The sequence below is a fragment of the Paracoccus sp. 08 genome (assembly GCF_024105395.1).
GTDB classification, from domain to species: domain Bacteria; phylum Pseudomonadota; class Alphaproteobacteria; order Rhodobacterales; family Rhodobacteraceae; genus Paracoccus; species Paracoccus marcusii.
In genome coordinates, this window is record NZ_WEKR01000076.1 from 63,020 (window position 1) to 86,349 (window position 23,330).

The window sequence follows — 23,330 nt, forward strand, 5'->3', positions numbered from 1 at the left end:
TCGGTGCTGGCAGCCTAACGCAGTCGGCCCGATTTGGATGCCGAAAAAGCGACCAGGATGGTCATTCCGGACAGGGTTGTCCGGCTGCCCCCCATTTCAGCACGTCGTCGATATGCGCCTGCAGGCCGAAGGGCGCGGGTTCGCGGCCACCGCCGGGCGCGAAACCCCAGGCGACAAAGCCGCCGTGGCTGGCATCGTCGCGCAGGTGTTCGGCCAGTGCGACCCAGTCGCGCCCGCCGTTCCGCTGCGGGTCGCGCAGCTGGCGGCACAGGGCGGGACCGTCCAGGCCGAACCATGCCATCTCGACCGGGGGCAGCTGCCAGGGGATCATCGCGTTCGGTGCCTGATGCGGATCCGATTCCAGCGTCGAAGCGGTGACGTGGCAGGTGGCGCAGGGCAGCGTCTCGACCCCCATGCGGCTGTCGCCGCCGCTGACATGCATGCCGTGCGGGCGGGGTTCGGGATATTCGGGGCCGGACCACATGGGCAGGTGATCGGGCCCGACATGGCAGTTGGCGCAGCGCGGATGCGACACGACCTGCCGCACGCGGTCCCATGCCGCCAGACCGTCGGCGGTGCTGACCGATCCCGCCGCAGGCGGAGCGACGATCGAGGGCATGACACCCTCGGCCCAGGCCGGGCCGGTCATCAGCAGCAGGGCCAGCAGACGCATCATGCGAACCGCACCCCCCGGGCAAAGGGCAGGTCGCGCAGGCGCAGGCCCGTCGCGGCGAAGATCGCATTGCCCAAGGCCGCGGCGGCGGGCGGAACGCCGGGTTCGCCCAGACCCCGCAGGGGGCCGTTCTCCAGCAGGCGGACCTGAACGGCGGGGGCCTGGTGCATGCGCAACCCCTCGTAGGCATGGAAATTGGTCTGATCGGGGCGGTGGTCGCGATAGGTCAGTTCGCAGTTCATCGCATGGCCCAGCCCGAACAGCATGCCGCCCGACAGCTGCGCATCGGCGTTCACCGGGTCCAGCATGATGCCCACATCGGCCACGGCAAAGGCCTGGGTCAGGCGGATGCCCTGCGGTGTGTCCTGAACCTCGACCACCTGGGCGCAGGGCACGCCGAAGGACAGGCAGAACGCCACCCCTCGCCCGCGCCCCTGTCCCGCGTCGCGGCCGGTCCAGCCCGACAGGTCGCGGACCCCCTCCAGCACCGCGCGCGACGGGGCGTGGTCGCACAGACGCAGCAACCCCTCCAGCGGGTCGATGCCGGCCTGCGCGAACATCTCGTCCAGGGCGGTGCCCAGGAAGAAGCCGTTCGACGATGCGCCCACCGACCGCCAGCTGCTGACCGGCACCGATTCGGGCGCGCGCAGGCCCGTCACGCGGAAATGCGGGACCGCGAAGGGCTGGTCCCATGCGCCGGTGGTGATGCTGAGGTCAGGTCCGGGCGGCGCGCTGGCCACGCGCCCGAACCAGGAGGCGATGACCGATGGGCTGGCCACCGCCAGGTCCAGCGCCTGCACGCCATCGCCGGTCACGCGGCCCCGGACGCGGGCGATCTGCGCGGGGCGGGGCTGGTCATGGGCGAAATCCTCCTCGCGCGACCAGGTCAGCTTGACCGGACGACCGGGGACGGCCATCGCGATCTGGACAGCCTGGGCGATGAAGTCGATCTCCAGCCGGCGGCCGAAGCTGCCGCCGATCATCTGGTTCTCCAGCCGGATCGCGGTCTTGGGCAGACCGGTCAGGGCGGCGGCGCGGGCGACCGCGAAATCGGGGACCTGCGTGCCGGCCCAGATGGTGCAGGCATCGTCCGTCACCAGCACGGTGGCGTTCATCGGCTCCAACGGCGCATGGGCCAGGAAGGGCACGCGGTATTCGGCGGTGGAATCACCGGGGCCGATGGCCGCATCCACGTCGCCATCGTCTCGCTTGCGGCTGTCGATGTCGCCCGCGTCATGGGCGGCCTGCAGCGCGGCCCAGATCGCCTGCTGATCGCCCGCCGTATCGGGGGCCGCAAATTCGACGTACAGCGCCTGCGCGGCGCGCATCGCGGACCAGGTGTCGCGCGCCAGAACCGCGACGCCCCCGGTGATCGGCAGCACCCGCAGGACGCCGGGCAGGCCTTCGGCCGCGACGGGGTCCAGCCGTGCGACCGTCCCGCCCCAGGGCGCCATCCGCACCGTCGCGTGCAGCATGTCGGGCAGGACCAGATCGATCCCATAGACCTGCGTGCCGGTCGATTTCGCGACCACGTCGGCGCGCGACATCGGCTTGCCCAGCCAGCGCCACTGCGACCGGTCGCGCAGCACGACCTGGGTCACGGGGGGCATCGCGGCGGCGTCGCGGGCCAGGTCGGGATAGGGGATGCGCGTGCCGTCGGGCAGGATCACCGCGCCCTCCGCGGTGTCCAGATCGGCGCGGTCCAGCCCGTGGCGCAAGGCGGCGGCCTGCTTCAGCGTCTCGCGCGCGACGGCGCCCGCCTGGCGCAGCTTGTCGAAGCCGTCGGTGGTCGAGCTGGACCCGCCGGTCATCTGCCAGCCCAGCAGGCGCGCGGGAATGTCGGCGGCGCCCCGCGCGGTTTCGGCCAGCCAACCGGTATCTGTCGGCGCAAAGGGCATGAAATCCGCGATCAACGCGCGGTTATAGTACGTGGCGCTGACTGGGCCTGGCACGATGCGGGCAGTGGCGGGGNCGATGTCCAATTCCTCGGCGATCAGGGCGGCCTGCAGCCAGCGGGCGCCCTGCCCCTTGTCGGCGCGCGGCGCGACCAGCGTGACGCCATCCACGTCGATCAAGACATAGGGGTTCAGCGCGCCTGCATCCGTCCCCGCAAAGGGATCCGGCAGCGGGCGCGCATAGCGCCAGGCGCCAAAGGCCACGCCCCCGGCCACGGCGACCGACCCGATCAGGAAACCCCGCCGCGCGATGCGCCCCGCACGCGACATCAGGCAGACCCGATGCGGATCGCTGCCGACCGGATCGCCGCGCGGATGCGGGGATAGGTCGCGCAGCGGCACAGGTTGCCCGACATCGCGTGGTCGATGTCCGCGTCTGACGGGTCTGCATTCAGCGCCAGCAGGGACGCGGCCTGCATGATCTGGCCGGACTGGCAATAGCCGCATTGGGCGACCTGCTGTTCGATCCAGGCGGCCTGGACCGGGTGCGGGTCGTCGGGCGTGCCCAGCCCCTCGATCGTGGTGACCTCTCCGGCCACGTCGGCCAGGCGGATCTGGCAGGCGCGCACCGCCATGCCGTCCATGTGCACCGTGCAGGCCCCGCATTGCGCGATGCCGCAGCCGTATTTCGTGCCGGTCAGGTCCAGCAGATCGCGCAGCGCCCACAGCAGCGGCATCTGCGGGTCGGCGTCCAGGTCATGGGTGTTTCCGTTGACGATCAGTCGCATGGACGCAATCTGCCGCAGCCCGCCGCGTCGCGCAAGCGGGCGCATCCATGGCAAAAGGCCGCCAATCCTTGCGGATGGCGGCCCCTGCGCAGTCGGACAGACAGATCTTACTTGATCTTGCCTTCCTTGTATTCGACGTGCTGACGCACGACCGGGTCGTATTTCCGGACGGACATCTTTTCGGTCATCGTGCGGGCATTCTTCTTGGTCACATAGAAGTGGCCGGTGCCGGCGGTCGAGTTCAGCCGGATCTTGATGGTGGTCGGCTTCGCCATGGTTGTTGCTCCTGCTTCGGGGCAATCGCGCGCCGCAAACCCCGTGGAATTCTTATCGAAGCCGCCTTTTAGCCCCGCAGGTGGCGGAGTCAACCGCCAAAGCCGCGGATCGGCACGAAAACATGGGTCTTGGTCGCAGAAAACGGCGCGCCGACGATAAACGCCCTGCACCATGCGAAACGCCCCTGGCAGGAAGCCGAGGCGTTGGTCAGTCCGTCGATGTGGGGAAAGAAGTGGCAGCCCGTAGGGGAGTCGAACCCCTCTTTTCAGGTTGAAAACCTGACGTCCTAACCGATAGACGAACGGGCCACTTTCTGTCCGCTGCCAGTCTTCCCTAGCGGCGTGAGGCGGTGTTTAGGCAAAGCCGCGAGAGGCTGCAAGCCAAAAAAACGGACCTGCCCGAAAAAAATCGCACGCGGCCCTCAGGCCCCAAGAAATCCTGCGAAAATAAGCCACAAGGGCAAGGTCAGTGCCGCAAGGACAGTCTGCCAGGTGAAGATCGCGGCATAGAAATCGGCGTCCCCGCCCATCTGGCGCGCCAGAATATAGCCGACGGGCGCCCCCGGTGCGGCCGTGGCCAGCACGCCCGACGCGACCTGCCCCGCAGGCAGGCCGATGACCAGCGCGGCGGCCAAAAAGATCACCGGGCACAGCGCCAGCCGCAACCACACCCCCAGCCACAGCGCCGGGTCGCGCTGCCACAGGCGCGCGGGATCGATCCCTGCCCCCACCGCCAGAAGGCCTACGGCCAGCGCCCCCTGCCCCAGCCAGTCCAGCGGCGACAGCACGACCGCGGGCAGCGCGACGCCCGACAGGTTCAGCGCCAGCCCCGCCGCGCAGGACAGCACCATCGGGTTGCGGCCGATCTCGGCGCCGATGCGGGCCGTGGCCCCCGCGGGGCGCGGCCCGTCCGACAGCAGCGTCAGCGCCACGATGGCCGAGATGTTGAACGCCGGGATCAGGAACGCAAAGGCCACTGCCAGGTCGCCAAGCGCCTGCCCGCCCAGGCCCTGGGCCGCGACCGCCAGGATCAGCAGCGAATTGAACCGCAACGCGCCCTGGAACAGCGAGCTGCTGCGCGGCCCGGTCTGATCCCGGCGCGCGGCCCAGATCAGCGCCAGCGCCCCGGTCGCCGCAAAGGCCAGCGCCATCGCGCCCAGATAGGGGCCAAGCCGCCCCAGGGACAGCTCTGACCGATAGATCGACGTCAGCAGGATCGCGGGGAACAGCACGCGGTATCCCAACTGCTCGATTCCCGGCCAGCTGGCGGCGGGGATCAGCCCGCCCCGCCGCGCCAGATGGCCCAGCAGGACAAGGGCTATGACGGGGATGACGGCCAGGGCTGCTTGCATGAGGACCTTTCGGCCGTGCGTCTTGCGGCCTTTCGCGCGGGGTTGTAGACCCGCGGCCAACGAAAGGAAACGTCATGTCGATCACCGAGGATCAGGCCCGCAAGGTCGCCCATCTGGCGCGCATCGCGGTCGATGATGCCGCCCTGCCCGCCCTGGCGCGCGATCTGTCCGGCATCCTGCATTTCATGGACCAGCTGAACGAGGTCGATGTCGAGGGCGTGGAACCCATGACCGGCGTCACCCCCATGCGCCTGAAGCGGCGCGAGGATGTCGTGACCTCGGGCGGCATGGCCGACAAGATCCTGTCCAACGCCCCCGACGCCCGCGAGGGGTTCTTTGCCGTGCCGAAGGTGGTGGAATGACGAACGCGAACCGACTGACCATTGCCGACGCGCGCGACGCGCTGCGCGCAGGCGATCTGACCTCGGTCGAGCTGACCGATGCCTGCCTGGGCGCCATCGACGCCGCGGGCGCGCTGAACGCCTTCGTGCATCACACCCCCGACATGGCGCGCGACATGGCCCGCGCTGCCGATCAGCGCATCAAGGCGGGCGACGCCGCGCCGATGACCGGCATCCCGGTGGGCGTCAAGGACGTCTTCTGCGTCAAGGGCGTGCCGTCGCAGGCCGGCAGCCGCATCCTGCAGGGCTTCACCCCCGAATACGAATCGACCGTGACGCAGAACCTGTGGAACGCGGGCGCGGTGATGCTGGGCAAGCTGAACCAGGACGAATTCGCGATGGGTTCGACCAACGAATCCAGCTGCTATGGTCCGGCGGTGAACCCGTGGCGCGGGCCTGACGGCGCGCAGCTGACCCCGGGCGGCAGTTCCGGCGGGTCGGCCGCGGCCGTCGCGGCCGATCTGTGCCTGGGCGCGACCGGCACCGATACGGGCGGATCGATCCGCCAGCCCGCGGCCTTCACCGGCACGGTGGGGCTGAAGCCGACCTATGGCCGGGTCAGCCGGTGGGGCGTCATCGCCTACGCCTCCAGCCTGGACCAGGCGGGGCCGATGACGCGCACGGTGCGGGACGCCGCGATCATGCTGGGCGCGATGGCATCCGCCGATCCCCAGGACAGCACCTGCGCCGACCTGCCCGTCCCCGATTTCGAGGCCGCGCTGACCGGCGACATCCGTGGCAGGCGCATCGGCATCCCGCGTGAATACCGCGTGGATGGCATGCCCGACGCCATCGACGCCCTGTGGCGTCAGGGGGCCGAGATGCTGCGCGATGCGGGCGCCGAGATCGTCGACATCAGCCTGCCGCACACGAAATACGCCCTGCCCGCCTATTACGTGATCGCCCCGGCCGAGGCCTCGTCGAACCTGGCTCGCTATGACGGCGTGCGGTATGGCCACCGCGCCACCCTGGGCAAGGGCGACGGCATCACCGAGATGTACGAGAAGACCCGGGCCCAAGGCTTCGGCCCCGAGGTCCAGCGCCGGGTGATGATCGGCACCTATGTGCTGTCGGCGGGCTTCTATGACGCCTATTACAACCGCGCCCGCCGCGTGCGCGCGTTGATCAAGCGCGATTTCGACCAGGCCTTTTCGGCCGGCGTCGATTCGATCCYGGCGCCCGCGACGCCCTCGGCGGCCTTCCCGCTTGGCTCGGGCGACAAGGGCGATCCGGTGCAGATGTACCTGAACGACATCTTCACGGTGACGCTGAACCTGGCGGGCCTGCCCGGCATCGCGGTGCCGGTGGGACAGGACGCGCAGGGCCTGCCCCTGGGCCTGCAACTGATCGGCCGCCCCTTCGAGGAGGGCGATCTCTTGAACCAGGCGCAGGTGCTGGAACGCGCTGCGGGATTTGTGGCCAAGCCGGATCGCTGGTGGTAACGTCCGCGAAACGGACCGATGGAGGCGTCATGCGCGGCTGGTGGATGATCGGGGTGCTGGCGCTGGCCGGATGCGGGGAACATCGGGGCTGGAACCCGAACTATCAGTTCGAGGCCGACCGGTACGGCCAGTACCGCACCGCGCGCGAGGCGGCGCTAGTCACCGGCACCACCCCGGCCGCGACGATCCCCATCGCCCTGCCGGTCCAGGCGCCCACCGGGGCGCAGATCGCGGGCTCGGACCCCGTGCCGATCCCGCCCACGATGGGCCTGCGCATCCGCCGACCCGCGCCATAGGGCGACCGTGACCGCCTTTCCCAGTCCGAATCACGGCGACCGCCGCGGGCAGGTGCCGTCGCTGATCGTGATCCACTATACCGGCATGGCGGACGGCCCGTCGGCACGCGCGCGGCTGTGCGATGCCGCGGCCGAGGTCAGCGCCCATTGGCTGATCGATGCGGACGGCACAACGGAGCAGCTGGTCTGCGAAACCCGCCGGGCGTGGCATGCGGGGGCTGGACGGTGGCAGGGGCTGGACGACGTCAACAGCCGGTCCATCGGGATCGAGTTGGCCAATCCCGGCGACCGCCCCTATCCCGCGCCGCAGATGGCCGCGCTGCGCCGCCTGCTGCGCGACATCATGGACCGCTGGTCCATCGGGCCCGCCGCCGTGATCGGCCATTCCGACCTGGCGCCGGGCCGCAAGATCGACCCCGGCCCCCGCTTTGACTGGGAGGCCCTGGCGGCCGAGGGTCTGGCGACATTCGCCCGCCCCGCGCCAACCGACCCTGACCCCGCTCTGGCGGAGGGCCTGTCCGCCATGGGCTATCCCGACGTGCCGGCGCGCCTGGACGCGTTCCGCCTGCGCCACCGTCCCTGGGCCGCGGGCCCTGAGACGGCTGACGACCGCCGCACCGTCGCGCGGCTTCTTGGGGCGGCGGCCCCTTGACGCCCCCCGCGCCGCGTCCCATACGGGCGGCGCGCGGAGGGCTGGATGACCGCGGCAGGGCGACCTGTCGAGGAAAGTCCGGACTCCATGAGGCGATGGTGCCGGGTAACGCCCGGCGGGGGCAACCCCAGGGATAGCGCCACAGAGAACAGACCGCCCATCCCCGGATGGGTAAGGGTGAAACGGTGGGGTAAGAGCCCACCGGGGGGCTGGCAACAGCGCCCGCATGGCAAGCCCCACCAGGAGCAATGCCGAATAGGGATCGCGCGCGGAGCAATCCGCAGGGCCGCCTTGCCCCAGCAGATCCGGGTAGGCAGCTAGATCCGTCCGGTAACGGACGGACCAGAGGAATGGTCATCCAGCCGCGCAAGCGGTGGACAAAATCCGGCTTACAGGCCCTCCGCGCAACTCAGGCCTTCTTGCCGCCCTTGCCCCGCGCCTCGGTCGCGGTGGCGATCGCCTTGGCGGATTCGCCCTGCATCTTCTGGGTGAAGGCGACCATCTGCGCGGCATAGGTCTCGGCCCAATCGGCGAATGCGCTGCCGCCGGTGCCGCCCGCGGCGGACATGGCCTTGGCGCGCATCTCCTCGCCCTGCTTCTGCATGGTGGCGAACTGGTCCTCCCAGGCCTTCTGCATCTGCTGCCACTGGCTCTGCATGGCCTCGCTGGCGCCTTCCATCTGGGCCATGACGCGGGCGTTGACCTCCTGCTGCTGCTGCATGGCCTGGGCCTGCCACTGGCGGGCCTGCTCCATCGCCTCCTCCTGGCCCTTGGCCATCGCGGCCTGCCATTCGGTCAGGCGTTCCTGGAACTGGCGGGCATTGTCGGTCAGCGTCTTCAGCATGTCGGGCAGTATCATCACGGCTCCTCCCAAGGCTATGGGGCCATGAGAAAGGCCCCCGGATGCAAGCCTGCGTCCGGGGGCCGTGTTTGTCAAACCTGCGCGATCAATCCGCGGTCTGGACCGGGCTGTCCGCGGGCAGGCCCTGCTGCCGTTCGATCTCGCGCCAGCGGGCGACGGCGGCGTTGTGCTCCTCCAGCGTGCGGCTGAAGGCGTGCCCGCCGGTGCCGTCCGCGACAAAGTACAGATAGTCTGTCTCGTCGGGGTTCAGCGCCGCGCGGATCGCAGCCCGGCCCGGATTTGCGATGGGCGTGGGCGGCAGCCCGTCGATCCGGTAGGTGTTGAAGGGCGTGGGCGTGTCCAGCTCCGACCGGCGCAGGCCGCGGTCCAGCACCGCCTGCCCGTTCGTCACGCCATAGATCACCGTGGGGTCGGTCTGCAGGCGCATCCCCTGGCGCAGGCGGTTCACGAAAACGCTGGCGACCTGCGGGCGTTCGTCCGCCTGCCCCGTCTCCTTCTCGACGATCGAGGCCATGATCAGCGCCTCCTCGGGCGTCTCATAGGGCATGCCGAAGGGACGCGCCTCCCATTCCTGCGCCAGGATGGCGGCCTGGCGGCTGGCCATTTGGGCCAGGATCGCGTTCCGGTCGCCGCCCTTCTCCAGCAGGTAGGTGTCGGGCGCCAGGCTTCCCTCGGCCGGGATCTCGGCCACTTCTCCGGTCAGGAAATCGGCGGCGCGCAGCGCCTCGACCACCTGCCAGCTGGTGACGCCCTCGGCCATGACCAGCGACAGGCGCACGTCGGCGCGGTCCTGGGCCTGGACCAAGGGCGCCGGACGGTCGCCGCTGCCGGGGGTCCAGCGCGCCATTTCCTCATAGGCGCCGGTTTCGGGGTTGGTGTCGCGCAGCAGGACGGTGTTCTCGCGCACGCCGACGCGCACCACGACCTCGGTCCCGCAGGTCGAGGGGCCGCCCGCGGTCACAGTCTCGACGATCTGCTCCATGCTGGCCTGCGGCGGCATCAGGAAGCTGCCGAACTTCAGGTCGCGCGCCTTGTCCATGTAGTCGGCCCCGGCGCGAAAGATGTAGGCGTTCGAGATCGCCCCCTGCGCCGCCAGCTGGTTGCTGACCGCGTTCAGGCTGGCGCCCGGAGAGATCTGAACGCATTGCGCGATGGCGCTCGGGCCCGGCCCGCTGAATTCGCGCTTGGCCCAGGCCACCGCCGCCGCCGCCGCGATCAGCAGCACGATGGCCAGCGTCAGGAAGTTCGAGGCGATGTTGCGCCAGATCATCCGGCGACCTTCCCCAGCACCAGGCTGGCATTGGTCCCGCCAAAGCCGAAGCTGTTGGACAGCGCCACGTCAACCTTGCGGCGCACCGCGGCATTGGCCGCCAGATCCAGCTTCGGTGTCACGGCGGGGTTGTCCAGGTTGATCGTCGGCGGGCAGATCTGGTCGCGGATCGCCAGCACGCAGAAGATCGCCTCGACCGCGCCGGCCGCGCCCAGCAGGTGACCGATGCTGGATTTCGTGGACGACATGACCGCACCCGACGCGGCATCGCCCATCAGGCGTTCGACCGCGCCCAGTTCGATCGTGTCGGCCATGGTCGAGGTGCCATGCGCGTTGATGTAATCGATGCGGTCCGGCGTCAGGTTCGCGCTGCGCAGCGCCGCCTCCATCGCGCGGTATCCGCCATCGCCGTCCTCGGAGGGCGCGGTGATGTGGTAGGCATCGCCCGACATGCCATAGCCCAGCACCTCGGCATAGATCTTGGCGCCCCGTGCCTTGGCGTGCTCGTATTCCTCCAGCACGACGACGCCCGCGCCCTCGCCCATCACGAACCCGTCGCGATCCGCATCATAGGGGCGGCTGGCCGCCTGCGGGTCGTCCTCGCGCTTGGTCGACAGCGCCTTGCAGGCGTTGAAGCCCGCGATGCCGATCTCGCTGATCGGGCTTTCCGCGCCACCCGCGATCATCACGTCGGCATCGCCATAGCGGATCATCCGCGACGCATCGCCGATGGCATGGGCGCCGGTCGAACAGGCCGTGACCACCGCGTGGTTCGGCCCCTTGAAGCCATAGCGGATCGACACCTGCCCCGAGATCAGGTTGATCAGCGCGCCGGGAATGAAGAAGGGCGACACCCGCTTGGGCCCGCGCTCCTTGATCAGCACCGCCGTGTCCGCGATGGACGACAGCCCGCCGATCCCCGAGCCGATCATCACGCCCGTGCGCAGGCGGCTTTCCTCGTCCTCGGGCATCCAGCCCGCGTCGGTCACCGCCTGATGCGCGGCGGCGATGCCGTACAGGATGAAGTCGTCCACCTTGCGGCGATCCTTGGGCTCCATCCAGTCGTTCGCGTTGAAGGTGCCGTCGCTGCCGTCGCCCAGGGGGATCTCGCAGGCGTATTTCGTCACCACGTCGGACGCGTCAAAGCGCGTGATCGGCCCCGCGCCGGATTTCCCGGCCAGCAGACGTTCCCACGTCGCCTCGACGCCGGACGCCAGCGGCGTGACCATCCCAAGCCCGGTGACAACAACCCTGCGCATCGGCAATTCCTTCAGCTGCTCGCAATTTCAGCCCTGATACACGCGCCCCCCCTGCCGCGCAACGCCACGAAATTGCGATGGGCGGGCCATGGCGGAGCGCCGCCGGGGGGTCCGGGGGGCTGGCCCCCCGGCACGTCGCGGGACGCAGATCAGCCCAGGCCCTCGGCCCGGAACCGGGCCCGGATGTCGGATTGCGGGCGCGCGCCCACATGGCCGATCACCTCGGAGGCTGCGATGATGCCCATGCGTCCCGCGACCTCCAGCGGATGCCCCGAGGCAAGGCCATAGATCAGCCCCGCCGCGAACTGATCGCCCGCCCCCGTCGCGTCCACCGGCACGACGCGCCGGACCGGCACCGTCACGCGCTCGCCACTCCGGATCAGGATCGCGTCGTCGCCCGACCGCGTGCAGATCACCGTGCCGCAATCCGCCTGCGCCAGGCGCAGCGCCTCTTCCAGGTCCTCGACCTGGTACAGCGACTGCCATTCGTGGACATTGCCGATCACGTAATCCATCTGACCCGCGACCAGGCGGCGGAAATCGTCGCGGTGACGATCCACGCAGAACGGGTCCGACAGCGCGATGCCCGCCTGTCCCCCCGCCGCGTGACAGCAGTCGGCGGCCTTCAGGAACGCGGCCTTCCCCTTGTCCTTGTCGAACAGATAGCCCTCCAGGAACAGCCAGCCCGCGCCGTCGAACACCTCGGGCGCGACATCCTCCGGCCCCAGCTCGGCCGAGATGCCCAGATAGGTGTTCATAGACCGCTCTCCGTCGGGCGTGACGAAGATGATCGTGCGCGAACTGGGAAGACCCGCCCCCGCCACCGGCGCGTTCACAAAGCGCGTGCCCGCGGCCTCGGTCTGGCGGGCATAAAGCCGCCCGATCTCGTCATCGGCGACACTGCCGATGAAGGCCGTGCGCAGGCCCAAGCCCCCAATGCCCGCCAGCGTGTTCGCCACGCTGCCGCCCGCGACCATGCGCGCCTGGTCGCGGCGGGCCGAATGGTCGTCGGCCTGGGCGGCCATCAGGTATTCCGACCGCTCTCGGTCGACCAGCTGCATGATGCCCTTGGTGATGCCCAGGGCCTCCAGCCGCGCTTCCTCGGTTGGCGCGATGATGTCCATCACGGCATTGCCGATGCCGATGATATAGGGCCCAGTCCGGTCCGGGGTGGTCATGCGGTCTTCTCCTCATAGGGGCACAGGTCGCGGATCGGGCAGATGCCGCAGCGGGGTTTGCGCGCCTGGCAGACATAGCGCCCGTGCAGGATCAGCCAGTGATGCGCGTGCGTCTGGAACCGGGCGGGGACGTTGTCCTCGATCGCGCGCTCGACCTCGTCGACGTCGCGACCCGGGGCAATGCGGGTGCGGTTGCCCACCCGAAAGATATGCGTGTCGACCGCCTGCGCCGGATGGCCGAAGGCACAGGACAGCACGACATTGGCCGTCTTGCGCCCGACACCCGGCAGGCTGGTCAGGGCGGCGCGGCTGTCGGGCACCTGTCCGGCGTAATCGTCGACCAGGATGCGCGACAGGGCGATGACGTTCTTGGCCTTCTGACGATAAAGCCCGATGGTCCTGATATGCTCGGTCACGCCTTCCAGGCCCAGTTCCAGCATCTTCTCGGGCGTGTCGGCCACCGCGAACAGGCCCCGCGTCGCGCGGTTCACGCCCACATCCGTCGCCTGCGCCGACAGCGCGACCGCCACGACCAGGGTGAAGGGGTTCACGAACAGCAGTTCGGTCTCGGGGGCCGGGTTCGCCTCGGCCAGGCGCGAAAAGATCGCGACCTGATCAGCAAAGGGCAACGGGGGCGGAATGCGACGCTGGATGGCCATGCCTGCTTGTGACCGCCGCCGCGCCCGTTTGCAAGCGCGCCCCGTCCCGACGGGCCACGGGAGGGTTTCTGCCGCGTTTCCAATGGCCTCCACGAAACAGTGACTTTCCTTTGGCGCGGAACTGCGACAGCTTGCCACGCGTTGACGGCAGATCCCGGAATCGGTTCCACCGAACCGCCGGGGCAGCCACGAACGCACCGGGTGCGGCACCAAGGCCCGCCCGCGACCCAAGGAAAGGGAGCCCGATGAACCTCCGCAAGACTTCGATCCTGGCCGTTTGTGGCCTGACCCTGCTGGGCGCCTGCGCGCCCGCGATGACCGATACCGGCACCGGCGCCACCGGCCTCAGCCGCACCCAGCAGGGCGCGCTGGCCGGCGCCGCCGTGGGCGCGCTTTATGGCGGCACGCGTGACAGCGACAGCAACAACCAAGGCCGCGACGCCGCACGCGCCGCGATCATCGGTGCCGCCGCAGGTGCCGTGGCCGGCAACATCCTGGACCGCCAGGCAGCGGCGCTGGAACAGTCGATCAGCAACCCCAACGTGCAGATCATCAACCGCGGCAGCTACCTGCAGGTCATCCTGCCGGAAGGCATCCTGTTCGCCACCGGATCGGCCGCCGTCTCCGGCCCGGCGCAGACCGACCTCTATGCCGTCGCGCGCAACCTGAACCAGTACCCGAACAGCCGGGTGGAGGTCGTGGGCCACACCGACAACACCGGCAGCGCCGCCCTGAACCAGGACCTGTCGCAGCGCCGCGCGCAATCGGTCGCGGGCATCCTGGCCGCCGCCGGCGTGGCATCGGGTCGCCTGTCGGCGCTTGGCGCCAGCTACAACCAGCCGATCGCATCGAACGACACCGCCGCGGGCCGCGCACAGAACCGTCGCGTCGAGATCCTGATCCGTCCGACGCAGTAATCCTGCCGCATCGCGACCAGAGGCCGGGCCATTGCCCGGCCTCTTTGCATTGGCGGGGTCCGGTTCTAGGATGACCTTCCAGAACCCCGGGATACCGCCATGTCCGACGCCGACAGCCCCTTCCAGCCCATCGACGCCGCCCGCCTGTCCGACGCCGTCGTGGCCCAGATCGAGGCCCTGATCCTGCAGGGCGTGCTGCGCCCCGGGGAACGCCTGCCGGGCGAACGCGAACTGGCCGAACGCATGGGCGTCAGCCGCCCCTCCCTGCGCGAGGCGCTGGCCGCGATGCAGGCCGACGGGCTGCTGGTCACCCGGCCGGGCGCGGGCGTCTTCGTGGCCGACGTGCTGGGCAGCGCGTTCTCCCCTGCCCTGGTCCGCCTGATCGCGCGCCATCCGCAGGCGGCCGACGACTATCTGACTTTCCGCAAGGATCTGGAGGGTCTGGCCGCCGAACGCGCCGCCATGGCCGCCGGAGAGACCGACCTGACCGTGCTGGACCGCATCGTCCAGGCCATGCGCCATGCCCATGCCAGCCCCGATCCGCAGATCGAGGCCGCGCTGGACGCCGATTTCCATATGGCCATCGTGGAATCCAGCCACAACCTGATCGCGCTGCACCTGATGCGCGCGATGCAGGACCTGCTGCGCCAGGGCATGCTGTTCAACCGCCCACGCATCTTTGCCAGCCCGGAACTGCGCGACCGCCTGCTGGACCAGCATATCGCGATCAACGATGCGCTGCAGGCCCGCGACGGACCCCGCGCCCGTGCCGTGCTGGAGGATCATCTGGACCTGGTCGCGCGCACCCTGACCGCGCAGCGGCGCGCCGACGATCACGCGGCCGTCGCACGGCTGCGCCTGCAGAACCGCCGCGCGCCATAGCAAAAGGGCCCCCGAAGGGGCCCTTTCGATCAGTCTTGGCCGGATGTCGGGCCGGGCGATCTCAGTTCAGGCGACGCGCCACGTCCTCGATGGCATCGTCGATGCCGGCCGAACGCTGTCCGGCGCGCACCTGGCCTGCCAGGATCTCGGCGGCGGCGGCGATGGACGCGGCGACCGCACGGTCGCGGACCGCACGCACGGCGTCGTTCTCGGCGCTGGCGATCTTGTCCTGGGCAGCCTGCAGGCGACGGTCGATCGACCGGGACAGATCCTCACGGGCCGTGGCGGCCTGGGCCTCCGCCTCGCGCTTGGCGTTGGCGACGATCTGGTCGGCCTGCGTCTTGACCTCGCGCGAGCGACGCTCGTAGCTGGCATAGATCTCCTGCGCTTCCTCGCGCAGGCGACGGGCCTCGTCCAGGTCGTTGCGGATGCCCTCGGCGCGCTTGTCCAGCAGGCCGCCGATCAGGCCGGGGACCTTGAAGTAGACCAGCACCCCGATGAAGCCCAGGAAGGACAGCAGGACGATGAAGTCGGTGTTGCGCAGCGAGAAGAAACCGTAGTCGCCCGATGCGGCCATGGCGGGTCCGGCGCTGAACAAGATCAGCGTTGCGATCATGCGGTTCATTGCACGGCCCCTTTCATGCGCCCGTCCAGGGCTGCGCCCACGGTGGCGTCGTCGGCCTGGCCGCCGAAGGTGCGGACCAGCTCGGCGGTGACATCTTGTGCCACCTCGCGCGCGCTGACATCGGCGGATGCGCGGACCTCGCGGATGCGCGCCTCGGATTCGGCGGTGCGGGCGGCGATTTCGGCATCGGCCTTGGCGATCGCTTGGTCCAACTGCGCCTGGATCTCGGCACGGTTGCGGGCGACGATGGCCTGAGCCTCGGTGCGGGCATCGGCCAGCGCCTTGTCATAGGCAGCCTCGGCCTCGCGGGCCTTCAGCTTGAATTCTTCGGCGGCCATCAGATCGCCGGTGACGGCACCCTGACGGTCGGACAGAACGGCCGCGATCCGCGGCAGGGCCACGCGCGACAGGACCAGATAAAGGACCACCAGCGTGACGACCAGCCAGAAGATCTGGTTGCCGAACGTGGCGATATCCAGCTGCGGCAGGCCCGCGGCTTCGGCGGCGTGTCCGGCTGCATCGACCCCGTGGGTCGCGGCATCGGCGCCGTGGGTCGCGGCATCGTCGATGACGATCGCGCCCTCAGTGGTTTCGACCGCGGTGGTGGCGGCCTCTTGCAACAGGCTGAACATATCCTACCCCATGGCCTTGGAACGAACGAAGGGGCGGGGGACAGGCCCCCACCCCGCCGCAAGGATGGCCGTGGATCAGACCGCGAACATCAGCAGAAGCGCGACGAGGAACGAGAAGATCCCCAGTGCTTCGGCGAATGCCATGCCGATGAACAGCGTGGCGGTCTGGCCGGCAGCGGCCGACGGGTTGCGCAGGGCACCGGCCAGGAAGTTGCCGGCGACGTTGCCGACGCCCAGGGCGGCAAAGCCCATGCCGAACGCGGTCAGGCCGACGCCGATGTACTGGCCCAGTTCTGCGATATTGCCTTCCATGGTATTTCTCCTTGCGGTTGGAAGTTGGTCGATCTTGGTGGATGCGGACCCGATGCGGGACCGCGCAGGGGCTGCGAGGACCGTCGCGTCAGTGCGACGGGTGCAGCGCGTCCTTGAGGTAAACGCAGGTCAGGATGGTGAACACGTAGGCCTGGACGATGGCGACCAGCACCTCGAAGGCGTACATCCCGATGACCGCGATGATGGCGACAGGGGCGACGGCGGCGATGGCCGCGAAGCCCGCGAAAACCTTGATGACGGCGTGGCCGGCGATCATGTTGCCCGCAAGACGAATGGACAGCGACAGTGGACGCACGAAGTAGCTGATGACCTCGATCACGGCCAGGACCGGGCGAACGGCCAGCGGCGCCGAGCGCACCCAAAACAGGTCCAGAAAATGCGCGCCGTTCTTGACGAAGCCGATGATGGTGACGCCGAAGAACACCGCCAGCGCCAGAACGCCGGTGACGGCGATGTGCGAGGTCGTGGTGAAGGCCAGCGGAAGCAGGCCCAGCAGGTTCGCGAAGACCACGAACATGAACAGCGTCAGGATGTAGGGGAAATACCGCAGGCCATCCTTGCCGGCGATGTCCTCGATCATCTTGTGGACCAGGCCGTACGCCATCTCGGCGATGGACTGGGCGCGATTCGGCACGATGGCGCGGCCGCGGGTGCCCAGCACCAGCAGCGCGATGGATGCCAGCGCCGTCAGCGCCAGCCACAGCGTCACGTTGGTGGGCGTGTACCACGCCACGGGCCCGTCACCGAACAGCGGCGAGACCACGAACTGGTCCATCGGGTGGAATTCAAGGCCGCCGCCAGTCGCTTCCGTCGCCACGATCAGTCCCTTTCGTCACGGTCCGGCCGTTCGCCGGATTTTTCGCCTTCCGGCGCGGGGCCGGATTTCCTGTCAAGCTCGGACGCGGTGCGCATCATGGATTTGACGCCAGCCGCAAGGCCGAGGAAGATGAACAGGACCATCAGGAAGGGCGTCGTGCCCATCAGATAGTCCAGCCCGTAACCGAACACGAACCCCAGCCCCAGGCCGGTCACCAGTTCGATCACCATCCGCCAGGCAAGGTTTGCCTGTTCGTACTTTCCCATCGGGCCGGGGCCTTCGGGTTTTGGCGTCAGGGCGGCCAGCTTGGCCTCCAGTGCGCGCAGCCGGTCGGCATCCGCCGCCCTGTCCGCATCGCCCTGGGGTATTTCGGCCATCTGTCACGCCCCTGACGTCGTTGGGCGCTGTCTAGGGGCAGACGCCCCCCAAGTCAAGCAACTGAGACCTGCCTGCAACGCATTGATCCACATTGCCTTTCTTCGGTGGCGGCAATCTTGCAATCCCGATCGCGCCGCGCCATCATTCAACCGCCCGGTTGACCATCGCCCTCCGCAGAAAGCCCCGCCATGACCCCGCCCACCCCGCCGGACCGGCTGGACCTGATCTTTGCGGCCCTGTCGGACCCGACGCGGCGTCGGGTGTTGTCGATGCTGCTGGAGGATGACATGGCGGTCAGCGACGTGGCCGATCCGTTCCAGGTCAGCCTTGCGGCGATCTCCAAGCATCTGGCGGTGCTTGCGGCCGCCGGCCTGATCCGGCAGGAGAGGCGCGGCCGGATCACCTGGTGCAAGCTGGACCCGGACGGGATGCGCCAGGCCTCGGTCTGGATGCAGGGGTTCGGGCAGTTCGACCCGGTGGACCTGGATGATTTCGAACGTTTTCTGAACGCCCAGCTGGGGGATGACGATGACCAAGACGCCTGACGTGCTGTGCATCGGCGCGATGCTGTGGGACGTGATCGGCCGCGCGCCGCGCCGCATGGCGCCGGGTGCCGACGTGCCGGGACGCATCCGCCACCTGCCGGGCGGCGTGGCGCTGAACGTGGCTGTCGCATTGGCGCGGTGGGGCATGACACCGTCGGTCCTGTCCGCCGTGGGCCGCGATTCCGAGGGCGAGGGCCTGATCGCCGAGGCGCAGCGTCTTGGCGTGATGACCGACCACCTGACGCGCGACGCGGGCCTGCCCACCGACTGCTACATGGCGATCGAGGACAGCGAGGGGCTGATCGCCGCCGTGGCCGACGCGTTGAGCCTGGAACTGGCCGGCGCCGCGATCCTGGCGCCGCTGGACACCCTGCCCGCCTGGACCGGCCCCGTGGTCCTGGACGGCAACCTGACCGAGGAGCTGCTGGCCGCCATCGCCCGCGATCCGCGCCTGATGCGCGCCGACCTGCGCGTGGTGCCCGCCAGCCCCGGCAAGGCCGAACGCCTAGAGCCGCTGATCGCCGCGCGGCGCGGCTGCTTCTATCTGAACCGCCTTGAGGCCGAAATCCTGGCCGGGCGCGCCTGCGCCAACGCGGCCCTGGCCGCCGAGGCGGTCGTGGCGCGCGGCGCCGCCCGCGTGCTGGTCACCGACGGCCCGAACCCCGCGGCCGAGGCGATCGCCGGGGGCCCCACGCTGACCCATCAGCCCCCCACCGTCACCGTGGAACGCGTGACCGGTGCGGGCGACTGCTTTCTTGCGGCCCATCTGGCCGCCGAACTCAAGGAAATGCCGCGCGACGCGGCGCTGCGGCAGGCCGTCAGGGCCTCGGCCGCGCATGTCTCCGGAAAGGATGTCCCGTGACCCATACTGCCCCCCTCACCTTCGCCCCCGAGGTTCGCGACGCGCTGGATCGCGGCCTGCCCGTGGTGGCGCTGGAATCGACGATCATCACCCATGGCATGCCCTGGCCCCAGAACCTGGAGATGGCCGAGAAGGTCGAGGCCACCATCCGCGAGGGCGGCGCCGTCCCCGCGACCATCGCCGTCATGGGCGGCCAGATCCATATCGGCCTGACGCCTGCGGCCCTGCGCGCCCTGGCCCAGACCCCGCCGGCGGACGCGATGAAGCTGAGCCGCGCCGACCTGGCCGTCTGCATCGCCAATGGCCGGACCGGCGCCACCACTGTCGCCGCCACCATGATCTGCGCGCAGCTGGCGGGCATCAAGGTCTTTGCCACCGGCGGCATCGGCGGCGTCCATCGCGGGGCCGAGGACAGCTTCGACATCTCGGCCGACCTGCAGGAGCTGGCGCAGACCACGGTGACGGTCGTGGCGGCGGGCGCCAAGGCGATCCTGGACCTGCCCAAGACCTGGGAGGTGCTGGAGACCCTGGGTGTGCCGGTCATCGCCTATGGCCAGGACGAGCTGCCGGCCTTCTGGTCGCGCGCCTCGGGCATCCGCGCGCCGCTGCGCATGGACAGCCCCGAGGAGATTGCCGCCGCCGCCGCCATGCGCGCGGCCCTGGGCCTCAAGGGCGGCCAGCTGGTCGCGAACCCGATCCCGGTCGAGGCCGAGATCCCGCAGGACCAGATCATGCCCGTGATCGAACAGGCCCTGTCCGAGGCCGCGGCCCAAGGCATCGCCGCCAAGGCCGTGACGCCCTTCCTGTTGTCGCGCATCTTCGAACTGACCCAGGGTCGCTCGCTGGAAAGCAACATCGAACTGGTGCTGAACAACGCGCGGCTGGCGGCGCGCATCGCCGCCGCGATGGCCTAGACCACGCGCTGCGCCGGGAACAGGGCCGCCAGATCGAAGCTGTCGGCCCTGTTCAGCTTGTCCGCATGGTCTGACAGGAACGTGTCGGCGGCCTGCTGGCCTGCCGCCTTCATCGCCGCCAGAAGGCCCGGGCGCGGCATCAGCTTGGAGCGCGCCGACAGGTCGGTCATCAGCTTGTCGTCGTCGATCAGGTGAATCAGCACGTTCTTCATCGCGTCGCCGTCCATCTTGCCCTGGGCGAACAGGCGCTTGACGAAATTGATCGCGCGCAGCTGGTTCATCAGGCTGCTGTTGAAGCTGACCTCGTTCACGCGGTCCGATATTTCCACCGGCGTGCGGGGCAGCACCTCGCGCATCAGCGGGTTGATCGCCACGATCAGGATGTCGCGCGGCAGGCTTGCGCGATACAGCGGGAACAGCGCCGGGTTGCCCGCATAGCCGCCATCCCAATAGGCCTCGATCCGCCCGGTGTCGCTGTCGTGGATCTCGACCGCGCGGAACAGCGTCGGGAGGCAGGCCGAGGCCATCACCGCATCGACCGTCGCCTGGCCGCCGGTGAAGACCTTGATGCGGCCCGTGCGGACGTTCGTGGCGGCGACATACAGGTCCGGCCCCCGATCACAGGTGAAATCCGCCCAAGGCAGGTCGCGCAGCAGCGATTCCAGAGGGTTGACGTAGAACGGGCCGTAATCATAGGGGCTGAACAGCCGCGTCAGGTTGTCCATCCAGGCGGCCGGGGACACCATCTCGGTCCAGCGCTGCATGCCGCGGGACATGGGCATCACCGACTGCGTCCAGCGCACCACGCGGTTGTCGCTTTTCGATCCGACCTGCATCCACAGGGCATCCAGGTTCTCGCGCGCGGCACGCCGCCCGGCCAGGCCCTTGCCTGCCGCCAGCCCCGCCTTGAGCGCCGCCCCATTCAGCGCCCCGGCCGAAGTGCCGCTGATCGCCGCGAACTCCAGCCACTCCTCCTCCAGCAGGCGGTCGAGGACGCCCCAGGTAAAGGCCCCATGCGCGCCGCCGCCCTGCAGGGCCAGATTGATGCGTTTGATCTCCATGGCCCGCCCCTTGTTCATGATGCAGTCGCAGCATCATACAAAGGTCCGATATCATGGCAAGTTCCGCGCCGATGCCGCGCTGCGGCATCACGCCCAGCCTTCAGGCCCCTGCGCCATCGCGGTCCCATAGCGCGCGCCATGCGCCCACCCGGCGGGCAGGATCGCGTCGATCCGGGCCAGCTGATCGGCGCTCAGCGACAGGCCCGCGCCGCGGGCGATCTGACGCCAATGCTCCAGGCTGCGCGATCCGGGCAGCGCGATGACATGCGGCGCGCGCGACAGCACCCATGCGATCGCCACGGCCGCCGGGCTTTCGCCCTGATCGCGCGCCCAGTCTGCAAAGGCCCGCAACCGCGGCAGGTTGCGCGCCCAGGTGTCGGCCTGAAATCGCGGCATGCCGGCGCGCAGATCGCCCGGCGCAAAGCCCGCCGGGTCCGGCGGCACATCGGCAAAGACCCCCCGCCCGACCGGAGAGAACGCGACCAGTGCCGCCCCGTGACGCGCGCAGGCATCGACCATGCCCAGTTCAACCTGGCGCGACCACAGCGAATATTCCGACTGCACGGCGGCCACCGGACCGACGGCGCAGGCGCGTTCCAGCGTGGACGGCGCCACCTCGGACAGGCCGACGGCGCCGATCTTGCCCTCGTCGCGCAGGCGCATCAGCGTCTCCATCGCCTCCTCGACCGGGCGTGCGGCCTCGCGGCGGTGCAGATAGTAGAGGTCGATCCGCTCGACCCCAATGCGGCGCAGCGACCGCTCCAGCGCGGCGCGCAGATAGGCGGGCGAATTGTCGAAGGGATAGTCCGGATTGCGGGTGATGCCCGCCTTGCTGGCGATGGTCACGCGGCCCCGGTGGCGCGCCAGGACCGGGGCCAGCATCTCCTCGGCCCCGCCCGCGCCATAGACGTCGGAGGTGTCGATATGGTCGATCCCCATGTCGATGCAGGCGTCGATCACCCGCTGGCTCTCCGCCGCATCCGCCGCGCCATAGGTGCCCTGAAAGTTCATCGTCCCCAAGGCCACGGCCCCGACCTGGGGACCGCCCTGCCCCAGCTGGCGCCGCGGGATCACTCGGCGTTGGCCTCGGCGCGACTTTTCCCGGCCACGTCCAGGGCCAAGGTCGCGGCCATGAAGCGGTCCAGGTCGCCGTCCAGCACGCCCTGGGTGTCGCTGGTCTCCTCGCTGGTGCGCAGATCCTTGACCATCTGATAGGGGTGCAGGACATAGCTGCGGATCTGGTTTCCCCAGCCCGCATCGCCCTTGGCGGCATGCTGGGCGTTCACCTCCGCGTTGCGGCGGTCCAGCTCCATCTGGTACAGGCGCGCCTTCAGCGCGGCCATGGCGTTGGCGCGGTTCTGGTGCTGGGATTTTTCCGACGACGTGACGACGATGTTGGTGGGCAGGTGGGTGATCCGCACGGCGGAATCCGTGGTGTTCACGTGCTGACCGCCGGCGCCCGACGACCGATAGGTATCGATGCGGATGTCGCGGTCGGGAATGTCGATCTCGATATTGTCGTCGACCACCGGATAGACCCAGACGCTGCTGAACGAGGTGTGCCGCCGCGCCGCGCTGTCATAAGGGCTGATGCGCACCAGCCGGTGCACGCCCGATTCCGATTTCAGCCAGCCATAGGCGTTGTGCCCGCTGACCTTATAGGCGGCGCTGCGGATGCCGGTCTCCTCGCCCTGCGTTTCGGACAGCAGCTCGACCTCGTATCCCTTCTTCTCGGCCCAACGCACGTACATGCGCGCCAGCATCGACGCCCAGTCGCAGCTTTCCGTGCCGCCCGCGCCCGCGTTGATCTCCAGGAAGGTGTCGTTGCCGTCAGCCTCGCCGTTCAGAAGCGCCTCCAGCTCCTTCTGGGCGGCCATCTTGGCCAGCGCCTTCAGGTTGCCCTCGGCCTCGGACACCAGTTCGGCGTCGCCCTCCTCCTCGGCCAGCTCGATCATCTCGGCATTGGCCGACAGGTCGCCCTCGATCCGGCGATAGGTCTCAATGGCGTCCGACAGCGACTGCCGCTCGCGCATCAGCTTCTGCGCGCGGGCCGGGTCCGACCACAGGTCGCCATCCTCGATCATGGCGTTCATCTCTTCCAGGCGGTGCGGCGCGGTGGTCCAGTCCAGGCGCTGGCCCAGCAGGGTCAGGGAACGGCGGATGGCCTCGATGGTGGACTGCGTCTCGGCGCGCATGGGCGGATTCCTTCGGTCAGGCGTCAGGTCCGGGGTGATACCGCGAAGGCCGCCCTTGGGCAAGACCGGCACGGCCCCACGCCACGCCCCATGCGCCATGTGCGCACCGGTTCCGCCCCGGACGCCCCCCAGACCCCCCATCGTCACCGCGATGGGCGGGGGGTGCG

27 protein-coding genes, 1 tRNA gene and 1 other RNA gene are annotated in these 23,330 nt (G+C 69.4%); 10 read left to right on the forward strand and 19 right to left on the reverse strand.

The window, feature by feature from the left end:
• Positions 1-61 precede the first annotated feature (61 nt).
• The 6 genes from GBO37_RS20815 to GBO37_RS20840 all read right to left on the reverse strand — a co-directional run bounded on the left by GBO37_RS20815 (position 62) and on the right by GBO37_RS20840 (position 4,983).
• Positions 62-676 (reverse strand): hypothetical protein, encoded by a 615-nt coding sequence (locus tag GBO37_RS20815; RefSeq protein WP_252930665.1) that lies wholly within the window; start codon positions 674-676, stop codon positions 62-64.
• Positions 673-2,970, reverse strand: coding sequence for a xanthine dehydrogenase family protein molybdopterin-binding subunit (locus GBO37_RS20820; protein ID WP_371927663.1), 2,298 nt, complete (start codon positions 2,968-2,970; stop codon positions 673-675). The genes GBO37_RS20815 and GBO37_RS20820 overlap by 4 nt, the downstream gene beginning before the upstream one ends.
• Positions 2,898-3,356 carry a (2Fe-2S)-binding protein gene (locus GBO37_RS20825; RefSeq protein WP_252930666.1) on the reverse strand — a complete coding sequence of 153 codons (459 nt, stop codon included), beginning with the start codon at positions 3,354-3,356 and terminating at the stop codon, positions 2,898-2,900. The genes GBO37_RS20820 and GBO37_RS20825 overlap by 73 nt, the downstream gene beginning before the upstream one ends.
• 107 nt (positions 3,357-3,463) lie before the next feature.
• The gene (gene rpmG / locus GBO37_RS20830; protein WP_042244479.1) at positions 3,464-3,631 is read right to left on the reverse strand and encodes a 50S ribosomal protein L33; all 168 of its coding nucleotides are present in this window, start codon (positions 3,629-3,631) and stop codon (positions 3,464-3,466) included.
• A gap of 234 nt (positions 3,632-3,865) precedes the next feature.
• Positions 3,866-3,940, reverse strand: a tRNA-Glu gene (locus GBO37_RS20835).
• Between the two features lie 113 nt (positions 3,941-4,053).
• A complete protein-coding gene (locus GBO37_RS20840) occupies positions 4,054-4,983 on the reverse strand; it encodes an AEC family transporter (protein WP_252930667.1) in 930 nt (309 codons plus the stop codon).
• A 74-nt stretch (positions 4,984-5,057) separates the two neighbouring features.
• On the opposite strand from GBO37_RS20840, the gene gatC reads away from it, so the two are divergent.
• From gatC to rnpB, 5 genes are all read left to right on the forward strand, one after another.
• The gene (gene gatC, locus GBO37_RS20845; protein ID WP_042244485.1) at positions 5,058-5,345 is read left to right on the forward strand and encodes an Asp-tRNA(Asn)/Glu-tRNA(Gln) amidotransferase subunit GatC; all 288 of its coding nucleotides are present in this window, start codon (positions 5,058-5,060) and stop codon (positions 5,343-5,345) included.
• Positions 5,342-6,826, forward strand: coding sequence for an Asp-tRNA(Asn)/Glu-tRNA(Gln) amidotransferase subunit GatA (gene gatA, locus GBO37_RS20850; RefSeq protein ID WP_252930668.1), 1,485 nt, complete (start codon positions 5,342-5,344; stop codon positions 6,824-6,826). Before gatC ends, gatA begins: the two co-directional genes overlap by 4 nt.
• A gap of 29 nt (positions 6,827-6,855) precedes the next feature.
• Positions 6,856-7,122: a hypothetical protein gene (locus GBO37_RS20855; protein WP_127898309.1), complete on the forward strand. Its 267-nt coding sequence runs from the start codon at positions 6,856-6,858 to the stop codon at positions 7,120-7,122.
• 7 nt (positions 7,123-7,129) lie between these two features.
• Positions 7,130-7,774, forward strand: a complete 645-nt coding sequence (locus GBO37_RS20860; RefSeq protein ID WP_252930669.1) for an N-acetylmuramoyl-L-alanine amidase — start codon at positions 7,130-7,132, stop codon at positions 7,772-7,774.
• 33 nt (positions 7,775-7,807) lie between these two features.
• Positions 7,808-8,182: RNase P RNA component class A (rnpB, locus tag GBO37_RS20865), an RNA gene on the forward strand.
• Between the two features lies 1 nt (position 8,183).
• Here the strand turns inward: rnpB and GBO37_RS20870 are convergent.
• The 5 genes from GBO37_RS20870 to nth all read right to left on the reverse strand — a co-directional run bounded on the left by GBO37_RS20870 (position 8,184) and on the right by nth (position 13,002).
• A complete protein-coding gene (locus GBO37_RS20870; protein ID WP_127898308.1) occupies positions 8,184-8,633 on the reverse strand; it encodes a hypothetical protein in 450 nt (149 codons plus the stop codon).
• 88 nt (positions 8,634-8,721) lie between these two features.
• Positions 8,722-9,903, reverse strand: coding sequence for an endolytic transglycosylase MltG (mltG, locus tag GBO37_RS20875; protein ID WP_176695014.1), 1,182 nt, complete (start codon positions 9,901-9,903; stop codon positions 8,722-8,724).
• Entirely contained in the window at positions 9,903-11,165 is a 1,263-nt protein-coding gene (fabF, locus tag GBO37_RS20880) for a beta-ketoacyl-ACP synthase II (protein WP_045999383.1), read from the reverse strand. The genes mltG and fabF overlap by 1 nt, the downstream gene beginning before the upstream one ends.
• A 149-nt stretch (positions 11,166-11,314) precedes the next feature.
• Positions 11,315-12,343: an adenosine kinase gene (locus GBO37_RS20885; RefSeq protein ID WP_252930670.1), complete on the reverse strand. Its 1,029-nt coding sequence runs from the start codon at positions 12,341-12,343 to the stop codon at positions 11,315-11,317.
• Positions 12,340-13,002 (reverse strand): endonuclease III, encoded by a 663-nt coding sequence (nth, locus tag GBO37_RS20890; RefSeq protein WP_139597470.1) that lies wholly within the window; start codon positions 13,000-13,002, stop codon positions 12,340-12,342. The genes GBO37_RS20885 and nth overlap by 4 nt, the downstream gene beginning before the upstream one ends.
• A gap of 245 nt (positions 13,003-13,247) precedes the next feature.
• Here nth and GBO37_RS20895 point away from each other — a divergent pair, with 245 nt between their 5' ends.
• Positions 13,248-13,919 carry an OmpA family protein gene (locus GBO37_RS20895; RefSeq protein ID WP_045999386.1) on the forward strand — a complete coding sequence of 224 codons (672 nt, stop codon included), beginning with the start codon at positions 13,248-13,250 and terminating at the stop codon, positions 13,917-13,919.
• A 99-nt stretch (positions 13,920-14,018) separates the two neighbouring features.
• On the forward strand, positions 14,019-14,801 hold the full coding sequence (locus GBO37_RS20900; protein ID WP_252930671.1) for a FadR/GntR family transcriptional regulator: 783 nt from the start codon (positions 14,019-14,021) through the stop codon (positions 14,799-14,801).
• A gap of 61 nt (positions 14,802-14,862) precedes the next feature.
• Here the strand turns inward: GBO37_RS20900 and GBO37_RS20905 are convergent, their stop codons facing one another.
• The 5 genes from GBO37_RS20905 to GBO37_RS20925 form a co-directional block, all read right to left on the reverse strand.
• Positions 14,863-15,426 (reverse strand): F0F1 ATP synthase subunit B, encoded by a 564-nt coding sequence (locus GBO37_RS20905; RefSeq protein ID WP_252930672.1) that lies wholly within the window; start codon positions 15,424-15,426, stop codon positions 14,863-14,865.
• A complete protein-coding gene (locus tag GBO37_RS20910) occupies positions 15,423-16,058 on the reverse strand; it encodes a F0F1 ATP synthase subunit B' (protein ID WP_084693672.1) in 636 nt (211 codons plus the stop codon). The genes GBO37_RS20905 and GBO37_RS20910 overlap by 4 nt, the downstream gene beginning before the upstream one ends.
• Before the next feature lie 75 nt (positions 16,059-16,133).
• On the reverse strand, positions 16,134-16,370 hold the full coding sequence (locus tag GBO37_RS20915; protein WP_022707390.1) for a F0F1 ATP synthase subunit C: 237 nt from the start codon (positions 16,368-16,370) through the stop codon (positions 16,134-16,136).
• Between the two features lie 88 nt (positions 16,371-16,458).
• The gene (locus GBO37_RS20920; protein ID WP_045999389.1) at positions 16,459-17,208 is read right to left on the reverse strand and encodes a F0F1 ATP synthase subunit A; all 750 of its coding nucleotides are present in this window, start codon (positions 17,206-17,208) and stop codon (positions 16,459-16,461) included.
• Positions 17,209-17,210: 2 nt separating this feature from the next.
• Complete coding sequence (locus tag GBO37_RS20925) at positions 17,211-17,585, reverse strand: AtpZ/AtpI family protein (RefSeq protein WP_252930673.1); 375 nt, start codon at positions 17,583-17,585, stop codon at positions 17,211-17,213.
• 189 nt (positions 17,586-17,774) lie between these two features.
• On the opposite strand from GBO37_RS20925, the gene GBO37_RS20930 reads away from it, so the two are divergent.
• The 3 genes from GBO37_RS20930 to GBO37_RS20940 are packed head-to-tail and all read left to right on the forward strand — an operon-like array spanning position 17,775 to position 19,907.
• Positions 17,775-18,131 (forward strand): helix-turn-helix transcriptional regulator, encoded by a 357-nt coding sequence (locus GBO37_RS20930; protein ID WP_045999391.1) that lies wholly within the window; start codon positions 17,775-17,777, stop codon positions 18,129-18,131.
• Positions 18,115-18,993: a PfkB family carbohydrate kinase gene (locus tag GBO37_RS20935; RefSeq protein ID WP_252930674.1), complete on the forward strand. Its 879-nt coding sequence runs from the start codon at positions 18,115-18,117 to the stop codon at positions 18,991-18,993. The genes GBO37_RS20930 and GBO37_RS20935 overlap by 17 nt, the downstream gene beginning before the upstream one ends.
• Positions 18,990-19,907: a pseudouridine-5'-phosphate glycosidase gene (locus GBO37_RS20940; RefSeq protein WP_252930675.1), complete on the forward strand. Its 918-nt coding sequence runs from the start codon at positions 18,990-18,992 to the stop codon at positions 19,905-19,907. The genes GBO37_RS20935 and GBO37_RS20940 overlap by 4 nt, the downstream gene beginning before the upstream one ends.
• Here the strand turns inward: GBO37_RS20940 and GBO37_RS20945 are convergent.
• From GBO37_RS20945 to prfB, 3 genes are all read right to left on the reverse strand, one after another.
• The gene (locus tag GBO37_RS20945; RefSeq protein ID WP_045999393.1) at positions 19,904-20,968 is read right to left on the reverse strand and encodes a patatin-like phospholipase family protein; all 1,065 of its coding nucleotides are present in this window, start codon (positions 20,966-20,968) and stop codon (positions 19,904-19,906) included. The genes GBO37_RS20940 and GBO37_RS20945 overlap by 4 nt on opposite strands.
• Positions 20,969-21,055: 87 nt before the next feature.
• A complete protein-coding gene (locus tag GBO37_RS20950; protein WP_252930676.1) occupies positions 21,056-22,042 on the reverse strand; it encodes an aldo/keto reductase in 987 nt (328 codons plus the stop codon).
• Positions 22,039-23,163 carry a peptide chain release factor 2 gene (prfB, locus tag GBO37_RS20955; RefSeq protein WP_045999394.1) on the reverse strand — a complete coding sequence of 375 codons (1,125 nt, stop codon included), beginning with the start codon at positions 23,161-23,163 and terminating at the stop codon, positions 22,039-22,041. The genes GBO37_RS20950 and prfB overlap by 4 nt, the downstream gene beginning before the upstream one ends.
• Positions 23,164-23,330: the final 167 nt, after the last annotated feature.

Coding starts and splice junctions, on each gene's coding strand:
- GBO37_RS20815 (WP_252930665.1), bottom strand. CDS start 676: ATGATGCGTCTGCTGGCCCTGCTGCTGATGACCGGCCCGGCCTGGGCC.
- GBO37_RS20825 (WP_252930666.1), bottom strand. CDS start 3,356: ATGCGACTGATCGTCAACGGAAACACCCATGACCTGGACGCCGACCCG.
- rpmG (WP_042244479.1), bottom strand. CDS start 3,631: ATGGCGAAGCCGACCACCATCAAGATCCGGCTGAACTCGACCGCCGGC.
- GBO37_RS20840 (WP_252930667.1), bottom strand. CDS start 4,983: ATGCAAGCAGCCCTGGCCGTCATCCCCGTCATAGCCCTTGTCCTGCTG.
- gatC (WP_042244485.1), top strand. CDS start 5,058: ATGTCGATCACCGAGGATCAGGCCCGCAAGGTCGCCCATCTGGCGCGC.
- GBO37_RS20855 (WP_127898309.1), top strand. CDS start 6,856: ATGCGCGGCTGGTGGATGATCGGGGTGCTGGCGCTGGCCGGATGCGGG.
- GBO37_RS20870 (WP_127898308.1), bottom strand. CDS start 8,633: ATGATACTGCCCGACATGCTGAAGACGCTGACCGACAATGCCCGCCAG.
- fabF (WP_045999383.1), bottom strand. CDS start 11,165: ATGCGCAGGGTTGTTGTCACCGGGCTTGGGATGGTCACGCCGCTGGCG.
- GBO37_RS20885 (WP_252930670.1), bottom strand. CDS start 12,343: ATGACCACCCCGGACCGGACTGGGCCCTATATCATCGGCATCGGCAAT.
- nth (WP_139597470.1), bottom strand. CDS start 13,002: ATGGCCATCCAGCGTCGCATTCCGCCCCCGTTGCCCTTTGCTGATCAG.
- GBO37_RS20895 (WP_045999386.1), top strand. CDS start 13,248: ATGAACCTCCGCAAGACTTCGATCCTGGCCGTTTGTGGCCTGACCCTG.
- GBO37_RS20900 (WP_252930671.1), top strand. CDS start 14,019: ATGTCCGACGCCGACAGCCCCTTCCAGCCCATCGACGCCGCCCGCCTG.
- GBO37_RS20905 (WP_252930672.1), bottom strand. CDS start 15,426: ATGAACCGCATGATCGCAACGCTGATCTTGTTCAGCGCCGGACCCGCC.
- GBO37_RS20910 (WP_084693672.1), bottom strand. CDS start 16,058: ATGTTCAGCCTGTTGCAAGAGGCCGCCACCACCGCGGTCGAAACCACT.
- GBO37_RS20915 (WP_022707390.1), bottom strand. CDS start 16,370: ATGGAAGGCAATATCGCAGAACTGGGCCAGTACATCGGCGTCGGCCTG.
- GBO37_RS20925 (WP_252930673.1), bottom strand. CDS start 17,585: ATGGCCGAAATACCCCAGGGCGATGCGGACAGGGCGGCGGATGCCGAC.
- GBO37_RS20930 (WP_045999391.1), top strand. CDS start 17,775: ATGACCCCGCCCACCCCGCCGGACCGGCTGGACCTGATCTTTGCGGCC.
- GBO37_RS20935 (WP_252930674.1), top strand. CDS start 18,115: ATGACCAAGACGCCTGACGTGCTGTGCATCGGCGCGATGCTGTGGGAC.
- GBO37_RS20945 (WP_045999393.1), bottom strand. CDS start 20,968: ATGGAGATCAAACGCATCAATCTGGCCCTGCAGGGCGGCGGCGCGCAT.
- prfB (WP_045999394.1), bottom strand. CDS start 23,163: ATGCGCGCCGAGACGCAGTCCACCATCGAGGCCATCCGCCGTTCCCTG.